Below are 16,819 nucleotides of genomic sequence, written 5' to 3'. Positions count from 1 at the left end.
GCCAGAAAATTTATTTTCTGGCGAGTATCCGACTTTTGCAAGAGGTCTAATTAATGGGACAGACTACTACTCAAAATAGTCGTTGACTCAATTTGCTCATAAAACAAAATCCATCTTACACATGAAAGTGTAGATGGATTTTATTAGTTTGAAGTGGATCCGAGCAGAGTCGAACTGCTGTCCAAATTGGGTATTGACTCTCCGCTCATTCACAGGTTTAGCCTATCTGACCCTCAAGGCGGGAATCGTTCATTATCCCGAACGTAGGATGCTCTGATTAAATCTTAGCTAGCAAGCCAACCAGAGAACACTTGCTAGAGCGTCCGTTGGGGTTGGTCTCTAGCCCTTAACGGAGTCAGACCAGAGACGCTCGAACCTGAAAGAGGCTATTAGGCAGCTACTAGAGCGTCCTTACGAGCAAATTTTACGATGTTATTCGCATTTACTTTTTTTTTGAGCCTTTGATTTGCGAGAGACGACTCACTCTCGACCTGAATCACAGAGCAGCGTTCGCCAACCTGTCGAAACCGTTACGGACCCATGTGATTTATATTGTTTATTATAATTCGCTGTGGGAAAAATGTGTTACAAAATGACAAAGAAATATCCAACCCACATTCTACATTATTAACTGTCATGAGCCAGACTAAAAGCGGCGATCGCTGGACAATTCAAGATGTGGCAGCTTTACCCGATAACGAGTGGATTCGTTATGAGATATTATTTGCGGTGCGATCGCCCTTGCTGCCTAACTTTGCTTGTGAAGTAGCGCGTCTTTTTATGTCACGAAGTTAAGATCAGAGGTGATGCAAGCTTAATCTAACATTTTCCGAATGTCCTTCAACATTAAAAATAGATGTAAAGGGTCGGTTGAACTAGGTTCAAAATCAAAGTTTTCATACCATGCTCGTGCTTGCTCATCTTTGGCATGAACCAGCAAAGCACGAATTCCCAAAATATCTGCGGCTGTGTTTACACGTTTGAGACAATCCTTTAATAAACCACTACCTATTCTCTGACCTTGAAAATCTCTGCTGACTGCTAACCGCGCTAAAAGAGCTACAGGTACAGGATATTTTGGCAATCCTTTAATAATTCGAGGGGGCGCATCTTGATGAATTACAGAGGCTACAGTGAGAGTGTAGTAACCAATTACATTATTATCTACACAAGCTACATAAGTTTTTGAACTATCAGATTGTTGATTTTGTAAAGCGTAATTAATTAAAAAATTATTTAAAGCAGATTTTCCACAATCAAAATCTTGAATATTATGGTCAGCCGATAGTTTCTCAATATATAAATTATTCAACGGCAATTACTCAAATATGCTAGGCTCAGTTAATAAATGACGCAAACGAGGTTTTTCTGTTGTGGGAGCATTAAGGGCATTTTGAAAAGCTTGCCATTGCTCATCGTCTAAAGCAAAGACTTTACGATTTGTCAAAGCATTTTGAGCAGCAATTAAACCATGTTCTAACAAAAATTCACTCACGTTTTTATGGCTTGCAGCCGCAGCTTGCTGTAATAGTTTTTTGACAGTGGAACTTGTGCGAATGTCAATCCGTTCAGTTCTAGACTCTGATGAGTGACTCATAACTTAAATGTAAATAGATTTTACTCTCACTACTTAAGCTAGCATACACACATTGTCCTGACAAAAAAATGAAGTAATTGCTGGAAGTAGCTTACGCAGATAGTTTTGCGTCAAGATTATTGATTTCGTAGTTGCTTGGAATTGCCGAATATATTTTGGATTGCTATACTTGTACAGTAAATTGTACAATAATCAAGCAAATGAAAATTGTGTCTTTTAGCGAGGCGAGAAATAACCTCAAGGCTGTTTTAGACCGAGTGGTGGAAGATGCTGACTATACTATCATCACCAGACGGGATGCAGAGGATGCTGTAGTGATGTCCCTAGAGTTATTTGATAGTTTGCTAGAGACTGTTCATTTACTCAAGTCTCCCGCTAATGCCACCCATTTAGAGCTTTCTATTGCTCAGTTCAAGCAGGGGAAAGTGGTGGAGCAAAATTTATTGGATGACTAGAAAGCTAGTATGGACAGATGAGGCTTGGAACGATTATTTATATTGGCAAGGGCAAGACAAGAAAACATTAAAACGAATCAACAAGCTGATTGAGGCAACAATCAGACTACCGTTTGAGGGGATGGGAAAGCCAGAAGCTCTAAGAGAGAATCTAACTGGCTTTTGGTCACGGCGAATTGATGATACAAATCGCTTAGTTTATGCAGTGGATGATGAGTATTTAACGATTATTGCTTGTCGATACCACTATTCTGATTGATATCCTCCTTAATCTTTCTCGGTAATCTATAATATGACAGTTGATAACAATATCTGCTTCAAACTCATGTTTAAAATTTATCAACAAGTGACTATGATTGTTTAGGTTATTGGTCGCTTAGTACAAAACTAAAAATAGCTAATCGCTAGTTTTAAAATCACCAGCAATTAGCTATTAGTAATAGTTAGCAATTGAGTTCTAAGTCAGGGCTTCAGCACCACCAACAACCTCAAGCAGTTCTTGAGTAATGGCGGCTTGACGGGCTTTGTTGTAAACCAAAGATAAAGTTTTAATCAATTCACCAGCGTTTTCACTGGCGTTACTCATAGCTGTCATCCGTGCAGCTAGTTCGCTAGCGGCTGATTCCTGTAGTGCCCGTAATAACTGGTTACTTAAATATAGAGGTAACAGAGAGTCGAGGATTTGTACAGGGTCTTGCTCGAAAATCATGTCACGGGGCAAAGGACGGACTTGGCTAGTGACTTTTTGCCGTTCAACTTGAAATTGACCACCACGGGTTGTCAGGCGAAAGACTTCATCATCGGCTGCTTCTAGACCTTGAGGGTCAAGAGGAAGCAGGGTTTGCACGACGGGACGAGAGCTAACCAAAGAGACGAATCTGGTATAAATTAGCTCAATGCGGTCTACTTTTTCTGATAAGAATAGCGAAAGTAGTTGGTCGGCAATTTGGGTGGCTTCGGCGGCGGTGGGAATTTGCTCTAAACCGCTGTAAGTAGCATCAATTGGCTGATCGCGGCGTTGAAAGTACTGTGTAGCTTTGCGCCCGACAATCACAAATGTGTAGTCTAGGCCCTCGGCTTTGATTTCTTTGGCGCGATTTTCAGCGCGACGGATGACGTTACTATTGTAACCGCCACACAAACCGCGATCGCCTGAGATGACTAATAGCCCCACTGATTTAACTTGCCGTTTTTTGAGCAGTGGTAGGGTAACATCTTCAAATTTGAGACGTGTTTGTAAGCCGTAGAGGACTTGTGCTAGCCTGTCTGCAAAGGGGCGGGTCGCAATCACTTGTTCTTGGGCGCGACGTACTCTCGCAGCAGCCACCAGACGCATGGCTTCTGTAATTTTTTTGGTGTTTTTGACCGACTGAATGCGATCGCGTATTGCTTTAAGATTGGGCATGATTTTGTCCTTGGTTCTTAGTCACTTGTCCTCTGTTACAAAGTTATGAGCGCCGGAAGTCGGCAACCATACTTTGCGCTTCGTCATTAGCCATTAAATTATTTACTAATGACTAATGACCAATGACCGTTGACTAATTACGCTGTTGCTTTGAAGGTCTTTTTGTATTCGGTGAGTGCTGTTTTGAGAGCGGCTTCTTCAGCATCGCCTAGTGCTTTTGAGGCTTGCACTGCTTGGGCGTACTGAGTGTTACCGGTCTTCAAATAATCACGTAGACCTCTAGTAAAGGTGGTGACTTTATCTACAGGGACATCATCTAAGTAACCGTTGATACCAGCGTAGAGGATTGCTACTTGCTCATATACAGCGAGGGGAGCGTTTTGTGGCTGCTTGAGTAATTCCCGCAATCGTTGACCTCGTGCTAATTGGTCTTGAGTAGCTTTGTCTAAGTCAGAAGCAAATTGTGCGAAGGCTTGCAAATCGTCAAATTGTGCCAGTTCCAATTTAATTTTACCGGCAACTTTTTTCATGGCTTTGGTTTGAGCCGCAGAACCCACACGGGATACGGAGATACCGGGGTTGACAGCGGGACGCACACCAGCGTTGAACAAGTCAGAAGACAAGAAGATCTGACCATCGGTAATAGAAATAACATTGGTGGGGATGTATGCGGATACGTCACCTGCTTGGGTTTCAATAATTGGTAGGGCGGTCATGCTACCTTTACCCAGTTCGTCACTCAGCTTAGCTGCTCTTTCTAACAAGCGAGAGTGAATGTAGAATACATCTCCGGGGTAAGCTTCGCGTCCGGGTGGGCGACGTAATAGCAGGGACATTTGGCGATATGCTTGGGCTTGCTTGGAGAGGTCATCGTAAATTACGAGGGTAGCTTTGCCCTTGTACATGAAGTACTCAGCAATCGTTGCGCCTGTGTAGGGAGCCAAGAATTGTAGGGTTGCTGGTTCACTGGCGTTAGCGGCGACGACAACGGTGTAGTCCATTGCGCCTTTTTCTTGTAGTGTTTGCACTACGTTGGCAACGGTGGAAGCTTTTTGACCGACAGCAACGTAGACACAAACTACATCTTCTGATTTTTGGTTGATGATTGTGTCGATCGCGATCGCGGTTTTGCCGGTTTGGCGGTCTCCAATAATCAATTCTCGCTGTCCACGACCGATGGGAATCATCGAGTCGATAGCTGTGATCCCTGTTTGCATGGGTTCGTGTACAGATCGACGCGCTACGATACCGGGTGCTGGAGATTCAATCAAACGGCTTTCTGAGGTTTTGATATCTCCCTTACCATCGATGGGACGACCCAAAGCGTCCACAACGCGTCCAATCAAGGCTTCTCCTACGGGGACTTGAGCAATTCTGCCAGTAGCTTTAACTGAGCTACCTTCTTGAATTTCATGACCTTCACCCATTAGCACCGCGCCGACGTTGTCTTCTTCTAAGTTTTGGGCGATGCCAACTGTACCGTCTTCAAATTCTAGCAGTTCTCCCGCCATAGCCTTGTCCAGACCATAGATCCGGGCAATACCGTCGCCAACTTGGAGAACAGTACCGACGTTAGCAACTTTGACATCTTGGTCGTATTGCTCGATTTGTTGTTGGATAATGCTGCTGATTTCGTCTGGTCTAATTGATATGCTCATGTGTCTATCTTTTTTCTTTCGGGACAGAAGAATTGATGAGAATTTGGCATTGTGTGCAGCGTGACTAGCTACTGGTTAAACGCAAGGAAAGGCGACGTAGCTGACCCTTTAAACTAGCGTCAATTACCTGAGAACCGACTTTGATGATTACACCACCAATTAATTCGCTATCTATCTTAGTTTCCAGTTCTACTTGACGAGCGCTGGTGATGGCGAGAATCTTTTGTTGTACTGTTTGCTGTTGAGCTTCTGTCAGAGGAACAGCTGAAGTAACTTCTGCTAATACTGTTTGATTCAGCTGCCGCAACAAAGCCAAATATTGCTTTAAGATTGCATCCAAGAACGCAATCCGCCGTCTGTCTACCAGCAGCAACAAAAAGTTACGTAAGTAGGGGCTAGCGCCTTCGCCAACTATCCGTCTAATTACTGCTTTTTTGTTTTCAGCTTGAATAAAGGGATTGCTGATCAAGTTACGTAGCTGTTGGTTTTCAGAAAGGAGGCTCAGTAAAGTCCGGGCATCTTCTCCGAACTGTTCTGTTGAGTTTTGCGATTGGGCGATTGATAATAGTGCCTGTGCATAGGGCTGGGCCACTTCGGCTGTCGCTATGTTACTTGTCATACTCCGCCTCCTAATTGTGCGATGCTACGGTCAATTAAAATTTGCTGAGCATCGTCGGCAATTCCGCCTTTTAGTTGCGACTCGACTTTTTGTAATGCTAAAGCTACTACCCGCTGGCGCAATTGAGCGATCGCTCGCTCGGTTTCGGTATTTAAATCTGCTGCGGCTGTTTGCTTCAAGCGCTCTACGTCTTGCGCTGCTCGCTCTAGGAGGGCTGTTTTCGCTGTTTGGGCGTTTTCTTCGGCTGTTTTGCGGATGCGTTGCGCCTCTGCTTGAGCTTGAGTCAACTGCTCTTGTGCCTGGGAAAGAGCAATTTGTGCCTCTTTTAAGCGTCCTTCTGCTTCGTGAATTACGGTTTCAATATTTGACCGTCGCTCATTGAGGATATTGCTTAAAACTTTGCGTCCGAAGTAGAATAATATGCCAATCAGAATCGCTAGGTTAATTAGGTTGGTCTCAAATAAGTCTATGTTTAGACCGAAACCACCTTCTGCTGCGCCTTCTGCCATCTCAGAATGAGCTTCTGCGGCAAGTAATAATAAAGTCCCCATGTTACTCATTTACAAGTGCGCTGCTTGCTAATTACGGTTGTCTTCTCCCGAAGGAAAAAAGTGCCTTTTTTGACACTTAAATCTAGCGCTCTGGTACTATTGCCCAGCTACGCATATACTGTTACTGATACAGTGCTGAGCAATGAGTGCTAAGTTCAGCACTCAGTACTCCTGAAAGAACCAGCTTTGCGAGCTTATCTAACTAAAGCTGAACCCAATAGTTTTTGTAGAATCTGCGTACTGAGAGCATCAACTCGTTGCTCTAAGGTACGCATAGCTTCCTGCTTTTGTTGCTCTATTTCAATCGCAGCTTGTTCTCGCTGAGCTTGAGCTTCTTTTTGGGCTTCAGCGATTTTTTCGGCAGTAATTTTCTTCGCTTCAACTTGAGCTGCTTCTACAGTCGCTTGCGATTGTCTGCGAGCTTCTGCTAGTTGCTGCTCATATTCAGCGGTTAAACGCTCAGCTTTTGCTAGGCGTTCTTGTGCTTCCAAGTTGTTCGTTCGGATGTAGGTATCGCGATCGTCTAGGACTTTGGTCAGTGGCTTATAGAAAATTACGTTCAGCAAAGCTGCTAATAGCAGGAACTGCAATGCCATGAAGGGCAAGGTCGCATCGAAATCAAACATTTCTCTCCTCTTTGGCTGGAGTAGCAGTTTTCATGGCTAGCAACATCATCCAACCTTTCATAATTTTAGAGACCCATAGCCAATAAGGGTCAACTACATCAGAACGACTAGAAATCAGTTGTCAGTTACTTGTACTGAGCGTACTCCTACGCTTAAGCAAGCTACGCGCAGTGTCTCCGCTAGGAGAAATCGAAGTGTCAGTTATCAGTTATCAGAGTTTTACTGAGTTTTCCACTTCATAGAAGTGGATGTTTAAGCTAGGGTTTTAATCCTAAAGCTCAAGTCTTTGATAACTGTTCACTGTTGATTTTTCACTGATTTTAATACTCAGAATTTTGAGATTAATTTGTAGAGGCGTGATGGTTCACGTCTCCACACTCACAAAAACTTTTAGGCCTTATGAGAAGGGGTTAGCAAACAGTAACACTAGGGCGATTACTAGACCATAAATGGTTAGGGATTCCATGAAAGCCAAGGTTAACAGCAGAGTACCCCGAATTTTTCCTTCTGCTTCGGGTTGACGGGCAATACCTTCTACTGCTTGACCTGCGGCGTTTCCTTGACCAATACCAGGGCCAATTGCAGCTAAACCAATTGCTAGAGCAGCAGCTAGAACTGAAGCAGCAGAAACTAATGGATCCATGTTGATTTTCCTTACTTTAAGTACAAAACTAACAGAAGTACGTTAACTACAGACGTGTTTTTTACGCTGCACCAAGTTCTCTAAATCGCTGTTGCGATGGAACTGTGCTATCAACTGAGAAGCTTATTTAATGCTCCTCATGCTCTTCTCCACCATGTCCCTCCATGGCCTCATGAATGTATGCTCCAGCTAGGGTAGCAAACACCAAAGCTTGAATGGCGCTGGTAAATAAACCCAAAGCCATTACAGGCAAAGGCACAAATAGAGGAACTAGTAGAACCAATACCGCTACAACCAATTCATCCGCCAATATATTTCCGAAAAGACGGAAGCTAAGGGAGAGAGGCTTGGTAAAATCTTCTAGAATTGCGATCGGCAGTAAAACAGGTGTCGGCTCTATATATTTTTTAAAGTAGCCCAGACCCCGCTTGCTAAAACCTGCGTAAAAATACGCCAAAGAGGTTAGCAATGCCAATGCCACAGTCGTATTGATGTCGTTAGTGGGAGCTGCCAATTCACCCGATGGCAGTTTGATTAGCTTCCAAGGAATCAGTGCCCCCGACCAGTTTGACACGAAGATAAACAAAAATAATGTGCCAATAAAAGGCACCCAGGGGCGGTATTCTTTCTCACCAAGTTGGTTTTTTGCCAAATCCCTGATAAATTCTAGGGCATATTCCATCAAGTTTTGGATGCCGGTGGGAACTCTCTGGATGTTGCGAGTCGCTGCTAGTGAAGCTAATACTAGAATGCTAATCACAAACCACGAGGTAAGAAAAACTTGCCCATGAATTTTAAGATTGCCCAATTGCCAGTAGAAATGATGACCTACTTCTAATTCGGCTAGGGGAAAAGAATTAAAGGCGTTTAAGACACTAAGCATTTGCATTCTTCAAGCATTTCCCCAACGAGCGAGGATGGGATTATTGTCTTTAGTGAGCCTGACTTGTTTAAGAATCAGGAACTAACGCAGTTTGCACCATGTAGACGAGGAGCGTGGCTTTGTAAGTGAGAAATCCCAAGAATATGGGCACGATATGTAGTTCGCGCCATTGAGTTGCTAATACAATCAACCCAATAAACAGAGCAAAACGAGTTTTACTCAAACGCTGTTTTTCACTACCAAGTTGCTCGACATCTTTAGCCAGCATTCTTAAGTAAACCACACCTGTACACGCTCCAATCAAATAATTCAGAGCAATGTTTAAGGAATAAAAAATCCATACAGAGATAAAAATAATCCCCGTTAAGACAAGTGTGATGAGCAATAACTTCTGGTAGAGTTGGTGAAACTCTCCCATCGAGTTCGCTGATTCTTTGTCAACAGAACCAGATTCAGCATCTTCTTTTGTTGTCGGCGTGGGTGCGATTGATTCTTCTGACAAGCTCACGGGACTTGAAACCAGTACAGTTAAATAAGATGACTGCACATTCAGTCAGCTGAATCATATCACGATCCGGTAACAATACTTTAGAAAAAAACAATTAACTTCTTGTCAGCAAGTAGTCACAATCAATTAGCACTCCGTTACAGCAAGAAATTGATGTAGAATTTTATTGTTATAAATAATACTTAAATATTCATATACAGCATCATTGGCATTTTGGTAGTTTAATGCACACAAGATTAACTATAATCAGTCAATTATTTTGATCATCTGGTGAAATTAATTCTGCGTTACCCGAAATCTTTGTAGAGACGCTTCAAAAGCGCGTCTCTACTACTTTTAAATAAAAAATGCCCCTTAAACAGCATTGCGCTTAAACTCTAGGGGCATTTAATCTTGTATTAATTCGCTACTATGCTTTTTGGGAAGCTGCTTGCTTACGCTTCATCCAGAAACCAAAGCCTAAAGCGATCGCAGATCCACCAATTGTAAATGGTTCGGGAACTGCTGGCCCTAAGACTTGACCGGAAAATTCTGTCAGACGTTCGCTAAAGGTGCCAGGGTTTCTACGGATGAGAGACCAATCTACTAAAGCGGTTTTGGTAGCAGAACTGAATATGGAAAAGTAAAGAGTCGGGGCTAATGTGTCTACTTTACCGTTCGCAGCGAAATTGATATTTTGAAAAACAGCAGATTCAGTTGTTGTACCTAAAACAGAGGCTCTGCTGGGATTAGCAACTGTAGCACCAGTTACACCAAATAATCCTTCAAGATACCATAGTGAGCCTGTTCTTAGTCTTTCAAAATCACCAGGCAAGTTAGCAGAATCGAACTCAATCGCGTAATCATATCTGTTGCCAGACTGACCTTGGAACACGACACTAGCAGCTTGTGCAGGTTTGCTAACCGCAGCGAAACAAAGGGCAACACCAGCAGTGGCAATACCCAGATTTGTAGCTAACTTCATGAGAAAAGTCTCCTAAATTAGGATTTGATAATTACTGTGTAAACTCGTAGGGGATTTCTCTAGAACTGTAATCTTTTAACGTTTATACACATAGAACAAGCAAGTATTTTTGACTAAATCTTTAATTTTGAGTGAGATTTGTAAAAATAGTGTAAATCTATACTTGAAAATTGCGCTGGTTTGCCAGTGTCTTCAAATGTATCGAGTGTTACAGGAAATTATCTCTGAAGGAGTTTTAGAGAACCTTACTACTCAGTAGAAGGCTCTGTGCTGATAGCTTCAATTTTTATTGATCGCTAATTGCTAAAATGCGATCGCTATACAATGTAATTTGCTGCAAAATACTGCCTACGATATATCTAAGCTTAACTATTCAGGGTTTCAAACCTTTATTCGGTATTTATCTTAGTAGTTTGTCAAATGGAAATTGAAGGTTCGTAGTCAGGACTTTAGTCCTAACTACAAACTTACTCATTCCTCAATTTAAACTTGACAAAGTATTTAGTTTTAAAACTTATATCCTCTAGCAAGCCAGTATTGCCAATCTGCAAGCGCTTCTTGAGTTTCAGCATCAGCGTCAATTGCTTCTATGTCAGATAGCTTTGCAGAAAATACATCTTCATCCTTGCCTTGAGGATAAACTACTTCTACATACATGTCTTTCAGGCATTCGTCTTCTGGTGCCATTCCCAGCACTTCCACCTGTTTCTCCTCGACGGTAGATGATTTACGTGACTTTTTCTTCCACTTTGCCATAAAGGGAACATTCAAAGTATCGTCTAGGTAGTAATACCAACCCATCGCTCGTTCTTCTTTGTCATCATCGGTATCGACAATAATTTCTGTTTCGATACGATGCTCTCGGCTTTCATCGCGTTCAACACTAGGCATACAAAAGAGGTTTGTGTATTATGCACCTTGATATGGTATACCGTTTTGGCAATTTCGTGTCAATTTTCTCTGTGTTTTCTCAACCAAAATAATGAGGGAATAGGGAAAACTTCTCCTGTCAAAGACGCTGCTTCGGCTTCGCTCAGCAACTGCACATATAATTAAATGCACCCAATATCCTCAAGCATCGCCAGGGAAGTATGTCAAAATTCACTCATCAAAGAAAGAAACAGAGAACCGATAAAATCATTGGCCCAAGAACTAAATTTCATGAGCATTATCGTTTTCGGCAGCATTAATATAGACCTAGTAGCGACAGTATCCAGGTTGCCCATCGCGAAAGAAACACTACTAGGGGAAAGTTTTTTGCAAGTACCAGGCGGTAAAGGTGCAAATCAAGCAGTAGCCTCAGCCCGCTTGGGAATTCCTACACAAATGGTAGGACGTGTAGGTTCACAAAGTTTCAGTGTGGAACTTGTCAACAATTTACAAGCATCTGGTGTCAAAACTGATAACATTTTTCTAGATGACACGGTTAGTTCCGGGGTTGCCATGATCATTGTAGATCATGCTGGCGAGAATCAAATTGTTGTGATTCCTGGCGCCAATGGACGTGTTAATCAACAAGATGTAGAACGATTACGCCCTTTGTTATCAAGAAGTTTGGCACTGCTTTTACAACTAGAAATTCCCATTGCATCCGTGGTAGCAGCTGCCCAAGCAGCAAAAGATGCAAACATCAAAGTAATTCTCGATCCTGCACCCGCACCAACTGATTTACCAGCAGCACTTTACCCATTAGTAGACATTATCACGCCCAATGAGGTTGAAGCAGGTCAATTAGTGGGTTTTCCTGTGGACACAGAAGAAACAGCAGCCAAAGCCGCAGCGGTTTTATTGCAACGAGGTGTGAAATGTGCGATCGTTAAACTAGGCGCTAAAGGGGTTTTCTGTGCAACCGCCACAGAAAAATTCTTTGTACCCGCATTCTCAGTTAATGCAGTTGACACAGTTGCCGCTGGTGATGCTTTTAATGGCGGTTTGGCAGTTGCGTTGGCAGAAGGGCTTTCTCTACATCAGGCGGTTGTTTGGGGTGCGGCGGCGGGTGCTTTGGCAACTACAAAACTAGGCGCACAAACTTCGCTACCAGATAGATTTACCCTTGATGCATTTCTCCAAGCAAAAGGTATTGTTTAAATAATTCGTAATTCGTAATTCGTAATGACGCTCGTACCTCGCTACCGCTGAGGGTAATTGGGAATCAAGAGGACACGGGGACGCGGTGAGTGTAAATGAAAGTTTCTCCGCGTCTTCCCACACCTTGTTTTTGATAAAAAAGCGATAACTTCCTAGTGCTTTGCGACTACAGCTGTCTTATCGTAGGAACTGTGGTATTGATAAATTTATAGAGAATATGTTGACGAAGCGAAAAAGTCGCAGTGTTGCCGCCGTTTTAGCTTTTTCTGGCACACTAACCATTTCTGGATTACATAAATTTTATTTAGGACAGCCACTTTGGGGTATTCTATATGTCTTACTTTCTTGGACACCAATTCCCAAGGTAGCCAGTGCAATTGAGGGAGTGTGGTACTTAGCCCAAGATGAAGAAGCTTTTGATCGAAATTTTAATCTCGGTAAGTCGGCGCTCAAAAACTCCCAACAAGCCGGGAATCAGGTAAATACAATTGCCAGTGCTTTACGCGAGTTAGACGCGCTGCGCCAGGATGGACTTATCTCTGAGTATGAATTTGAGCAAAAACGCCGTCAGTTATTAGATCAGATTTCTTGACAAAAGCAATAATTTATGGATAACTGGCTGCCTTTAAACCCCAAGTTGCAAAAACTCCGTGCTAAGCTCCTCCAAGACCCGTATTATCGACTCCAATCTGGCGAAGAAATTCAACTAGCGGTAGAGTTGGGTATCCGCATTGACGCCAACCAAGCAACTGTTGACGATTGGTTGCGCTTGCCTGGTTTATCAATTCACCAAGCGCGATCGCTTGTAGAACTTTCTGGCTCTAGTGTAAAATTTTACTGTATTGAAGATATTGCTGCGGCTTTAAGCATACCAGCACAGCGCCTAGAACCATTAAAGCCACTGCTAAATTTTAGCTATTATGATGACGAGTCTCTAGATCATCCTACACATTTAGTCAACGCAAACACTGCAACGGTTGAGAAGTTAATACAAATACCATTTATCGATATGTCTTTGGCGCAAGCAGTAGTGCAAAATCGGTTGACAGCTGGGCCTTATCGTAACTTAGTTGATTTCCAGCGCCGATTGCAGTTACCTGGTGATGCGATCGCTCAGTTAATGTATTATTTGCGATTTTGAAGTGCCAAAATTACAGCCAAGATTCTAAATCATTGCCTTGCCAAGTTCCAGCAAACTTCAACAAATCACCTGCTTTGCTTCCTCGCTTAATCGGAGCTAGCTGACGGAGTGGACGATGCTCAGTAGTATCTTGATTTTGGAGAGAATCTAGAAATTCACTGACTAGGGAAAGCTGATCGGGTGGTAGTTGAGCTAGTTGTTGTTCAATTTTTTGGAGTAGTTCTGGATATGTCATTAACACCTCACTATTTTTTTAGCTTGTTATGATCTTAAATCTGTTGTTGAACATAGCGAATCTTTAACAACAATCATTTTTTTTGGCGATCGCCTAAAATTTGGAAATCCCTCGTTTACTGACCTTTGATTTTCAGCATCAGCTATGATTACCTGGTGATGCGATCGCTCTCTTCAAGTCATACGATATTTAATTGATCACACCAGAAGAAAAAATAATTTATTTTGCACGACTACTTAGCAAGGTGGGCATGGCCATGCCCACCTACAGGTTATTCCTTATTTTTAACTTGATGCAGAATTAGCAGCCTGAGAAGCTTTCACCGCTGGAGAACCACCCATGCGAATTTCGGAGGTGAAGGAAGCCATGCCGGAGTTACCAAATTGCTTGTGAACAACTCCCATTCGCAAATTAGAACTTGCAAACCACAGACGCTCTTGGGAGCGCATATTTTCATATTCTGTAGTGATAGTCAATGCGTCATCATTATCTATTTTGTAGTGTCCAGCTACTGGGGTTTCGCTATGAACTGTTTGACGCAGTAATTTACCTTTTGCGGGGTTATCTGCATCAGGTACGGAGACTAATACACTAGAACCGCTAATTTTGTCTTTTTGTCCTTCTGTTGTGCTATTCCAGGTAACTTTCATCGCACAAGAAGCAGAACTAGGGGCAATTTTATATCGTTGACAAAGTTTCACGACTTCTAGATGAGTTACTGGCAGTGTTTCAATGATAATTTCTGATTTACCATCTTCTGATTGCTTGAGTGCGAAATTGTGGTTAGTGCGATGGGAAAACCATTTACCCGCACTTAATTCAAAAAACTCTTCAATATTCATGAATGAAACTATCCTGCATCAAAATGCTAAAAATCCTACTAGTTATTAAAAAATAGTGGGAGGTTTGATCTCAAGCTTGATTGTCCGCTTCTTCAAGCTTTTTAAGGGAAATCCTCGCTGCTTCAGCAACATGGGGATGACCGTCTTTTTCTAAGTATTTCAAAGCTGAGACACTTTTGGGGGTAGGAAGATCGCCCAAAGCCTCTGCAAGACGTTGCCTAATTAACCAGTCATCTGATTGGGCAAAGCGGAGGATTTGATCTACAGACTCAATATCTTTAATTTCTCCCAGAGCTGCGATCGCAGCCTGTTGTAATACTACTTCCTCACTGTCCAATGCTTGAATAAGGATTTCACGAGCGCGGGGGTCTTTAATATTACCGAGAGATACGGCAGCACTAAACCGTACTAGCCAATCAGTATCCTCATAAAATGCCCGTGACAGCGCCTCAAAGGCTCTGGTATCACCTAAATATCCTAAAGCACCAGCGGCATCAGCACGAATACCGTAGTCTGAGTCTGTTTCCAGAATTCTGACCAAAATTGGATAACATTCTGGCGTCTGCTTGATTCCCAGGGCAAATATTGCCATTGAGCGCAGTTGCAGAGATTCGTCATTTAAGACCTTTTTAATCAAAGGTACAGCATCCTCAGAGGGAACATGACGCAAACTGGCGAGGGCTACCATGCGATCGCGCAAATTGGAGCTTTCTAACTGAACAGAGATTTCCTCTAAACTTGGAGCAGCCATTTAGTTTACAGCGCTTTGTTTACTTATCTTTAATTTACCTGATTCGCTCATCAGGCTGTCATCATTGCGAAGTAGTAGTTTAGCTTATTCAAAAAGAAGCCCCGCGCTCTAACGCTTCGTTGAGCGTCGGGATGAATTTTTGGGCAATGACGAATTGACCCACAAACAATTCAATCTGTAGGATTGAATTGTTTGTGGGTCGATGATAGCGAAGCGGTAGCGAGTCATCCAGCGTCGGAATTGCCATTTTCTGGAATTTTTAACGAGTCTATCCAGTTTTCTACAACATGAGTCATAGTCGTATCTTTCATTTGAGAATATAAACGTAACTTATCCATTCGGCGTTTACTCATTCGTATTCGTAAATAATCTTCTTTCATGAAATACCCTCAATATCTCCTCATTATGTTATCCTATTTATAGGTCGAAAACAAAAAATACACAAATGAAAATTTCATATCAATACAAAATCAAACCTAATAAAGAGCAAGCAAAAAAAATTGAAAAAACATTAGATATGTTGAGATGTCAATATAATTATCTGCTTGCTGAAAGATTTGATTGGTATGAACAAAATCGTTGTTCTGTTGATAGATGTCCATTAATTTGTCATCTTCCCGAATTAAAAGAGCAACCGAACTATTACAATCAAAAAGCATCTTTGGTTCAACTGAAAATAGATAGACCTTGGTACAAAGATGTTCACTCTCAAGTATTACAAGAAGTCCCTAAGAAAGTTGAATTAGCCTTTGATAGATGGTTGAAAGGTGATGTTAATGGGAAAAAATCTGGTAAACCTAGATTCAAAGGTAAATGTTCTAATTGTGGTCATAAAGTTAAAAAGCCACTATCTCAAAGAATACATAACTGCACAATATGTCATGTAAATCTTTGTAGAGATTTGAACGCGGCTATCAATATAAAGGCGCGTGGGACGCACGCCCTTAAAGCTCAATTAATGTCTTCATAGAAGAGTCTTTGAGAAGCCCGCGCTGACTTGCGTTGCACGAATCGTCGGGTACGTCACCGGCTTTATATAATACCTCAATTATGAGTAAAAAACTAACAAATGTTACTTGATTACGGTGTTGTGTAGTGAATTGAACAGTGAGAATTAACACTTAGCTGTGTCTGGGGTATGAAGAGTCCTTCGAGATGGCAAACGTAAGTTAGAGGTACGACTTCATGTACAGCTTCAAACGTTCAGGAGAATAAATAATCATGGTTCAACTCAGCGAACGTCCAGGTACTAAAAAAATCACAAATTTACAAGAGAAGTTCGTTTATGGAATTGGTGCGATGTACGATGCAGAACATCGCTTTTTAGAAGCACAGCAATTGATGTACCAGTGTTGTCAATATAACCAGTTGAAGTCTTTAACCGAAAACCATATTCGGGAAACCGAGCAACAAATCAAAAATCTAGAGCAGGTTTTCAGCATACTAGGAAAGCAACCACAGCGAATTACTTGTGATGCTGCCGCTGGACTAGTTAGTGATGCTCAAAAATTCATGCTGCTGAGTGCTGATAATCCCAAAATTTGTGACCTGGGATTAGCAGGAGGTCAAGCCAAGGTAGAACAATTGGAGATTGCTTGCTATCGTGGTTTGATTAAAGTTGCTGAGCAGATGGGACAAAACCAGATTGTACAATTGCTACAGCAAAATTTGCAGCAGGAAGAACAGACAGCGCAAAAACTTGAGCAGCATATGCCTCAGTTACTTCAAGAGGCGAAGTCGGCTGAAGGTTCTAGTGCTGGTAGGTCTCGTTAATCAACGGCTAGGCATCTAATTTTTCATCAATAGACCTCTTGCAAAAGTCGGATACTCGCCAGAAAATAAATTTTCTGGCT

General features: G+C 42.2%; 24 protein-coding genes and 1 other RNA gene. 8 read left to right on the top strand and 17 right to left on the bottom strand.

Annotation, left to right across the window (positions count from 1 at the left end):
* Positions 1-151 precede the first annotated feature (151 nt).
* Positions 152-540: a transfer-messenger RNA gene (gene ssrA / locus AC5JMF_RS21235) on the bottom strand.
* A gap of 96 nt (positions 541-636) precedes the next feature.
* On the opposite strand from ssrA, the gene AC5JMF_RS21230 reads away from it, so the two are divergent.
* Complete coding sequence (locus tag AC5JMF_RS21230; RefSeq protein WP_495797695.1) at positions 637-795, top strand: hypothetical protein; 159 nt, start codon at positions 637-639, stop codon at positions 793-795.
* Between the two features lie 19 nt (positions 796-814).
* Here the strand turns inward: AC5JMF_RS21230 and AC5JMF_RS21225 are convergent, their stop codons facing one another.
* Both AC5JMF_RS21225 and AC5JMF_RS21220 read right to left on the bottom strand, forming a co-directional pair.
* Positions 815-1,312 (bottom strand): GNAT family N-acetyltransferase, encoded by a 498-nt coding sequence (locus AC5JMF_RS21225; protein WP_495797694.1) that lies wholly within the window; start codon positions 1,310-1,312, stop codon positions 815-817.
* Positions 1,313-1,318: 6 nt separating this feature from the next.
* Positions 1,319-1,597, bottom strand: coding sequence for a type II toxin-antitoxin system TacA family antitoxin (locus AC5JMF_RS21220; RefSeq protein ID WP_495797693.1), 279 nt, complete (start codon positions 1,595-1,597; stop codon positions 1,319-1,321).
* Positions 1,598-1,797: 200 nt separating this feature from the next.
* Between AC5JMF_RS21220 and AC5JMF_RS21215 the strand changes: the two genes are divergently transcribed.
* Both AC5JMF_RS21215 and AC5JMF_RS21210 read left to right on the top strand, forming a co-directional pair.
* Positions 1,798-2,052 (top strand): type II toxin-antitoxin system Phd/YefM family antitoxin, encoded by a 255-nt coding sequence (locus AC5JMF_RS21215; protein ID WP_495797692.1) that lies wholly within the window; start codon positions 1,798-1,800, stop codon positions 2,050-2,052.
* On the top strand, positions 2,045-2,311 hold the full coding sequence (locus AC5JMF_RS21210) for a Txe/YoeB family addiction module toxin (RefSeq protein ID WP_495797691.1): 267 nt from the start codon (positions 2,045-2,047) through the stop codon (positions 2,309-2,311). The genes AC5JMF_RS21215 and AC5JMF_RS21210 overlap by 8 nt, the downstream gene beginning before the upstream one ends.
* Positions 2,312-2,509: 198 nt before the next feature.
* Here the strand turns inward: AC5JMF_RS21210 and AC5JMF_RS21205 are convergent, their stop codons facing one another.
* The 10 genes from AC5JMF_RS21205 to AC5JMF_RS21160 all read right to left on the bottom strand — a co-directional run bounded on the left by AC5JMF_RS21205 (position 2,510) and on the right by AC5JMF_RS21160 (position 10,800).
* Positions 2,510-3,457: a F0F1 ATP synthase subunit gamma gene (locus AC5JMF_RS21205; RefSeq protein WP_495797690.1), complete on the bottom strand. Its 948-nt coding sequence runs from the start codon at positions 3,455-3,457 to the stop codon at positions 2,510-2,512.
* A gap of 137 nt (positions 3,458-3,594) precedes the next feature.
* The gene (gene atpA / locus AC5JMF_RS21200; RefSeq protein WP_495797689.1) at positions 3,595-5,115 is read right to left on the bottom strand and encodes a F0F1 ATP synthase subunit alpha; all 1,521 of its coding nucleotides are present in this window, start codon (positions 5,113-5,115) and stop codon (positions 3,595-3,597) included.
* A 64-nt stretch (positions 5,116-5,179) separates the two neighbouring features.
* Complete coding sequence (gene atpH / locus AC5JMF_RS21195; RefSeq protein ID WP_495797688.1) at positions 5,180-5,734, bottom strand: ATP synthase F1 subunit delta; 555 nt, start codon at positions 5,732-5,734, stop codon at positions 5,180-5,182.
* Positions 5,731-6,294, bottom strand: coding sequence for a F0F1 ATP synthase subunit B (locus AC5JMF_RS21190; protein WP_495797687.1), 564 nt, complete (start codon positions 6,292-6,294; stop codon positions 5,731-5,733). The genes atpH and AC5JMF_RS21190 overlap by 4 nt, the downstream gene beginning before the upstream one ends.
* 185 nt (positions 6,295-6,479) lie before the next feature.
* The gene (locus AC5JMF_RS21185) at positions 6,480-6,911 is read right to left on the bottom strand and encodes a F0F1 ATP synthase subunit B' (RefSeq protein ID WP_495797686.1); all 432 of its coding nucleotides are present in this window, start codon (positions 6,909-6,911) and stop codon (positions 6,480-6,482) included.
* 397 nt (positions 6,912-7,308) lie between these two features.
* The gene (gene atpE, locus AC5JMF_RS21180; protein WP_008233924.1) at positions 7,309-7,554 is read right to left on the bottom strand and encodes an ATP synthase F0 subunit C; all 246 of its coding nucleotides are present in this window, start codon (positions 7,552-7,554) and stop codon (positions 7,309-7,311) included.
* Between the two features lie 127 nt (positions 7,555-7,681).
* Complete coding sequence (gene atpB / locus AC5JMF_RS21175) at positions 7,682-8,443, bottom strand: F0F1 ATP synthase subunit A (protein WP_495797685.1); 762 nt, start codon at positions 8,441-8,443, stop codon at positions 7,682-7,684.
* 61 nt (positions 8,444-8,504) lie between these two features.
* On the bottom strand, positions 8,505-8,945 hold the full coding sequence (locus AC5JMF_RS21170) for an ATP synthase subunit I (RefSeq protein WP_495797684.1): 441 nt from the start codon (positions 8,943-8,945) through the stop codon (positions 8,505-8,507).
* Positions 8,946-9,354: 409 nt separating this feature from the next.
* Positions 9,355-9,909, bottom strand: a complete 555-nt coding sequence (locus AC5JMF_RS21165; RefSeq protein WP_495797683.1) for a PEP-CTERM sorting domain-containing protein — start codon at positions 9,907-9,909, stop codon at positions 9,355-9,357.
* A gap of 507 nt (positions 9,910-10,416) precedes the next feature.
* Positions 10,417-10,800 carry a calcium-binding protein gene (locus AC5JMF_RS21160; protein WP_495797682.1) on the bottom strand — a complete coding sequence of 128 codons (384 nt, stop codon included), beginning with the start codon at positions 10,798-10,800 and terminating at the stop codon, positions 10,417-10,419.
* 270 nt (positions 10,801-11,070) lie between these two features.
* Here AC5JMF_RS21160 and rbsK point away from each other — a divergent pair, with 270 nt between their 5' ends.
* The 3 genes from rbsK (at position 11,071) to AC5JMF_RS21145 (ending at position 13,138) form a co-directional block, all read left to right on the top strand.
* Positions 11,071-11,997: a ribokinase gene (gene rbsK / locus AC5JMF_RS21155; protein ID WP_495797681.1), complete on the top strand. Its 927-nt coding sequence runs from the start codon at positions 11,071-11,073 to the stop codon at positions 11,995-11,997.
* Positions 11,998-12,214: 217 nt separating this feature from the next.
* A complete protein-coding gene (locus AC5JMF_RS21150) occupies positions 12,215-12,589 on the top strand; it encodes an NINE protein (RefSeq protein WP_495797680.1) in 375 nt (124 codons plus the stop codon).
* Between the two features lie 15 nt (positions 12,590-12,604).
* Complete coding sequence (locus AC5JMF_RS21145) at positions 12,605-13,138, top strand: ComEA family DNA-binding protein (protein ID WP_495797679.1); 534 nt, start codon at positions 12,605-12,607, stop codon at positions 13,136-13,138.
* A 10-nt stretch (positions 13,139-13,148) separates the two neighbouring features.
* On the opposite strand, the gene AC5JMF_RS21140 is transcribed toward AC5JMF_RS21145, so the two are convergent.
* From AC5JMF_RS21140 to AC5JMF_RS21125, 4 genes are all read right to left on the bottom strand, one after another.
* Positions 13,149-13,373, bottom strand: a complete 225-nt coding sequence (locus tag AC5JMF_RS21140) for a hypothetical protein (protein ID WP_495797678.1) — start codon at positions 13,371-13,373, stop codon at positions 13,149-13,151.
* Positions 13,374-13,657: 284 nt separating this feature from the next.
* The gene (locus AC5JMF_RS21135) at positions 13,658-14,215 is read right to left on the bottom strand and encodes a phycobiliprotein lyase (protein WP_495797677.1); all 558 of its coding nucleotides are present in this window, start codon (positions 14,213-14,215) and stop codon (positions 13,658-13,660) included.
* Positions 14,216-14,285: 70 nt separating this feature from the next.
* The gene (locus AC5JMF_RS21130; protein WP_495797676.1) at positions 14,286-14,966 is read right to left on the bottom strand and encodes a HEAT repeat domain-containing protein; all 681 of its coding nucleotides are present in this window, start codon (positions 14,964-14,966) and stop codon (positions 14,286-14,288) included.
* Between the two features lie 224 nt (positions 14,967-15,190).
* On the bottom strand, positions 15,191-15,319 hold the full coding sequence (locus tag AC5JMF_RS21125; RefSeq protein WP_495797675.1) for a hypothetical protein: 129 nt from the start codon (positions 15,317-15,319) through the stop codon (positions 15,191-15,193).
* Between the two features lie 92 nt (positions 15,320-15,411).
* Between AC5JMF_RS21125 and AC5JMF_RS21120 the strand changes: the two genes are divergently transcribed.
* A complete protein-coding gene (locus AC5JMF_RS21120; protein ID WP_495797674.1) occupies positions 15,412-15,936 on the top strand; it encodes an RNA-guided endonuclease InsQ/TnpB family protein in 525 nt (174 codons plus the stop codon).
* 251 nt (positions 15,937-16,187) lie between these two features.
* Positions 16,188-16,739, top strand: coding sequence for a YciE/YciF ferroxidase family protein (locus AC5JMF_RS21115; protein ID WP_495797673.1), 552 nt, complete (start codon positions 16,188-16,190; stop codon positions 16,737-16,739).
* Positions 16,740-16,819: the final 80 nt, after the last annotated feature.

Source organism: Desmonostoc vinosum, assembly GCF_059505385.1.
The sequence above is the reverse complement of the archived record's forward strand: the minus strand, read 5'-3'. Positions and strand labels throughout refer to the sequence as shown.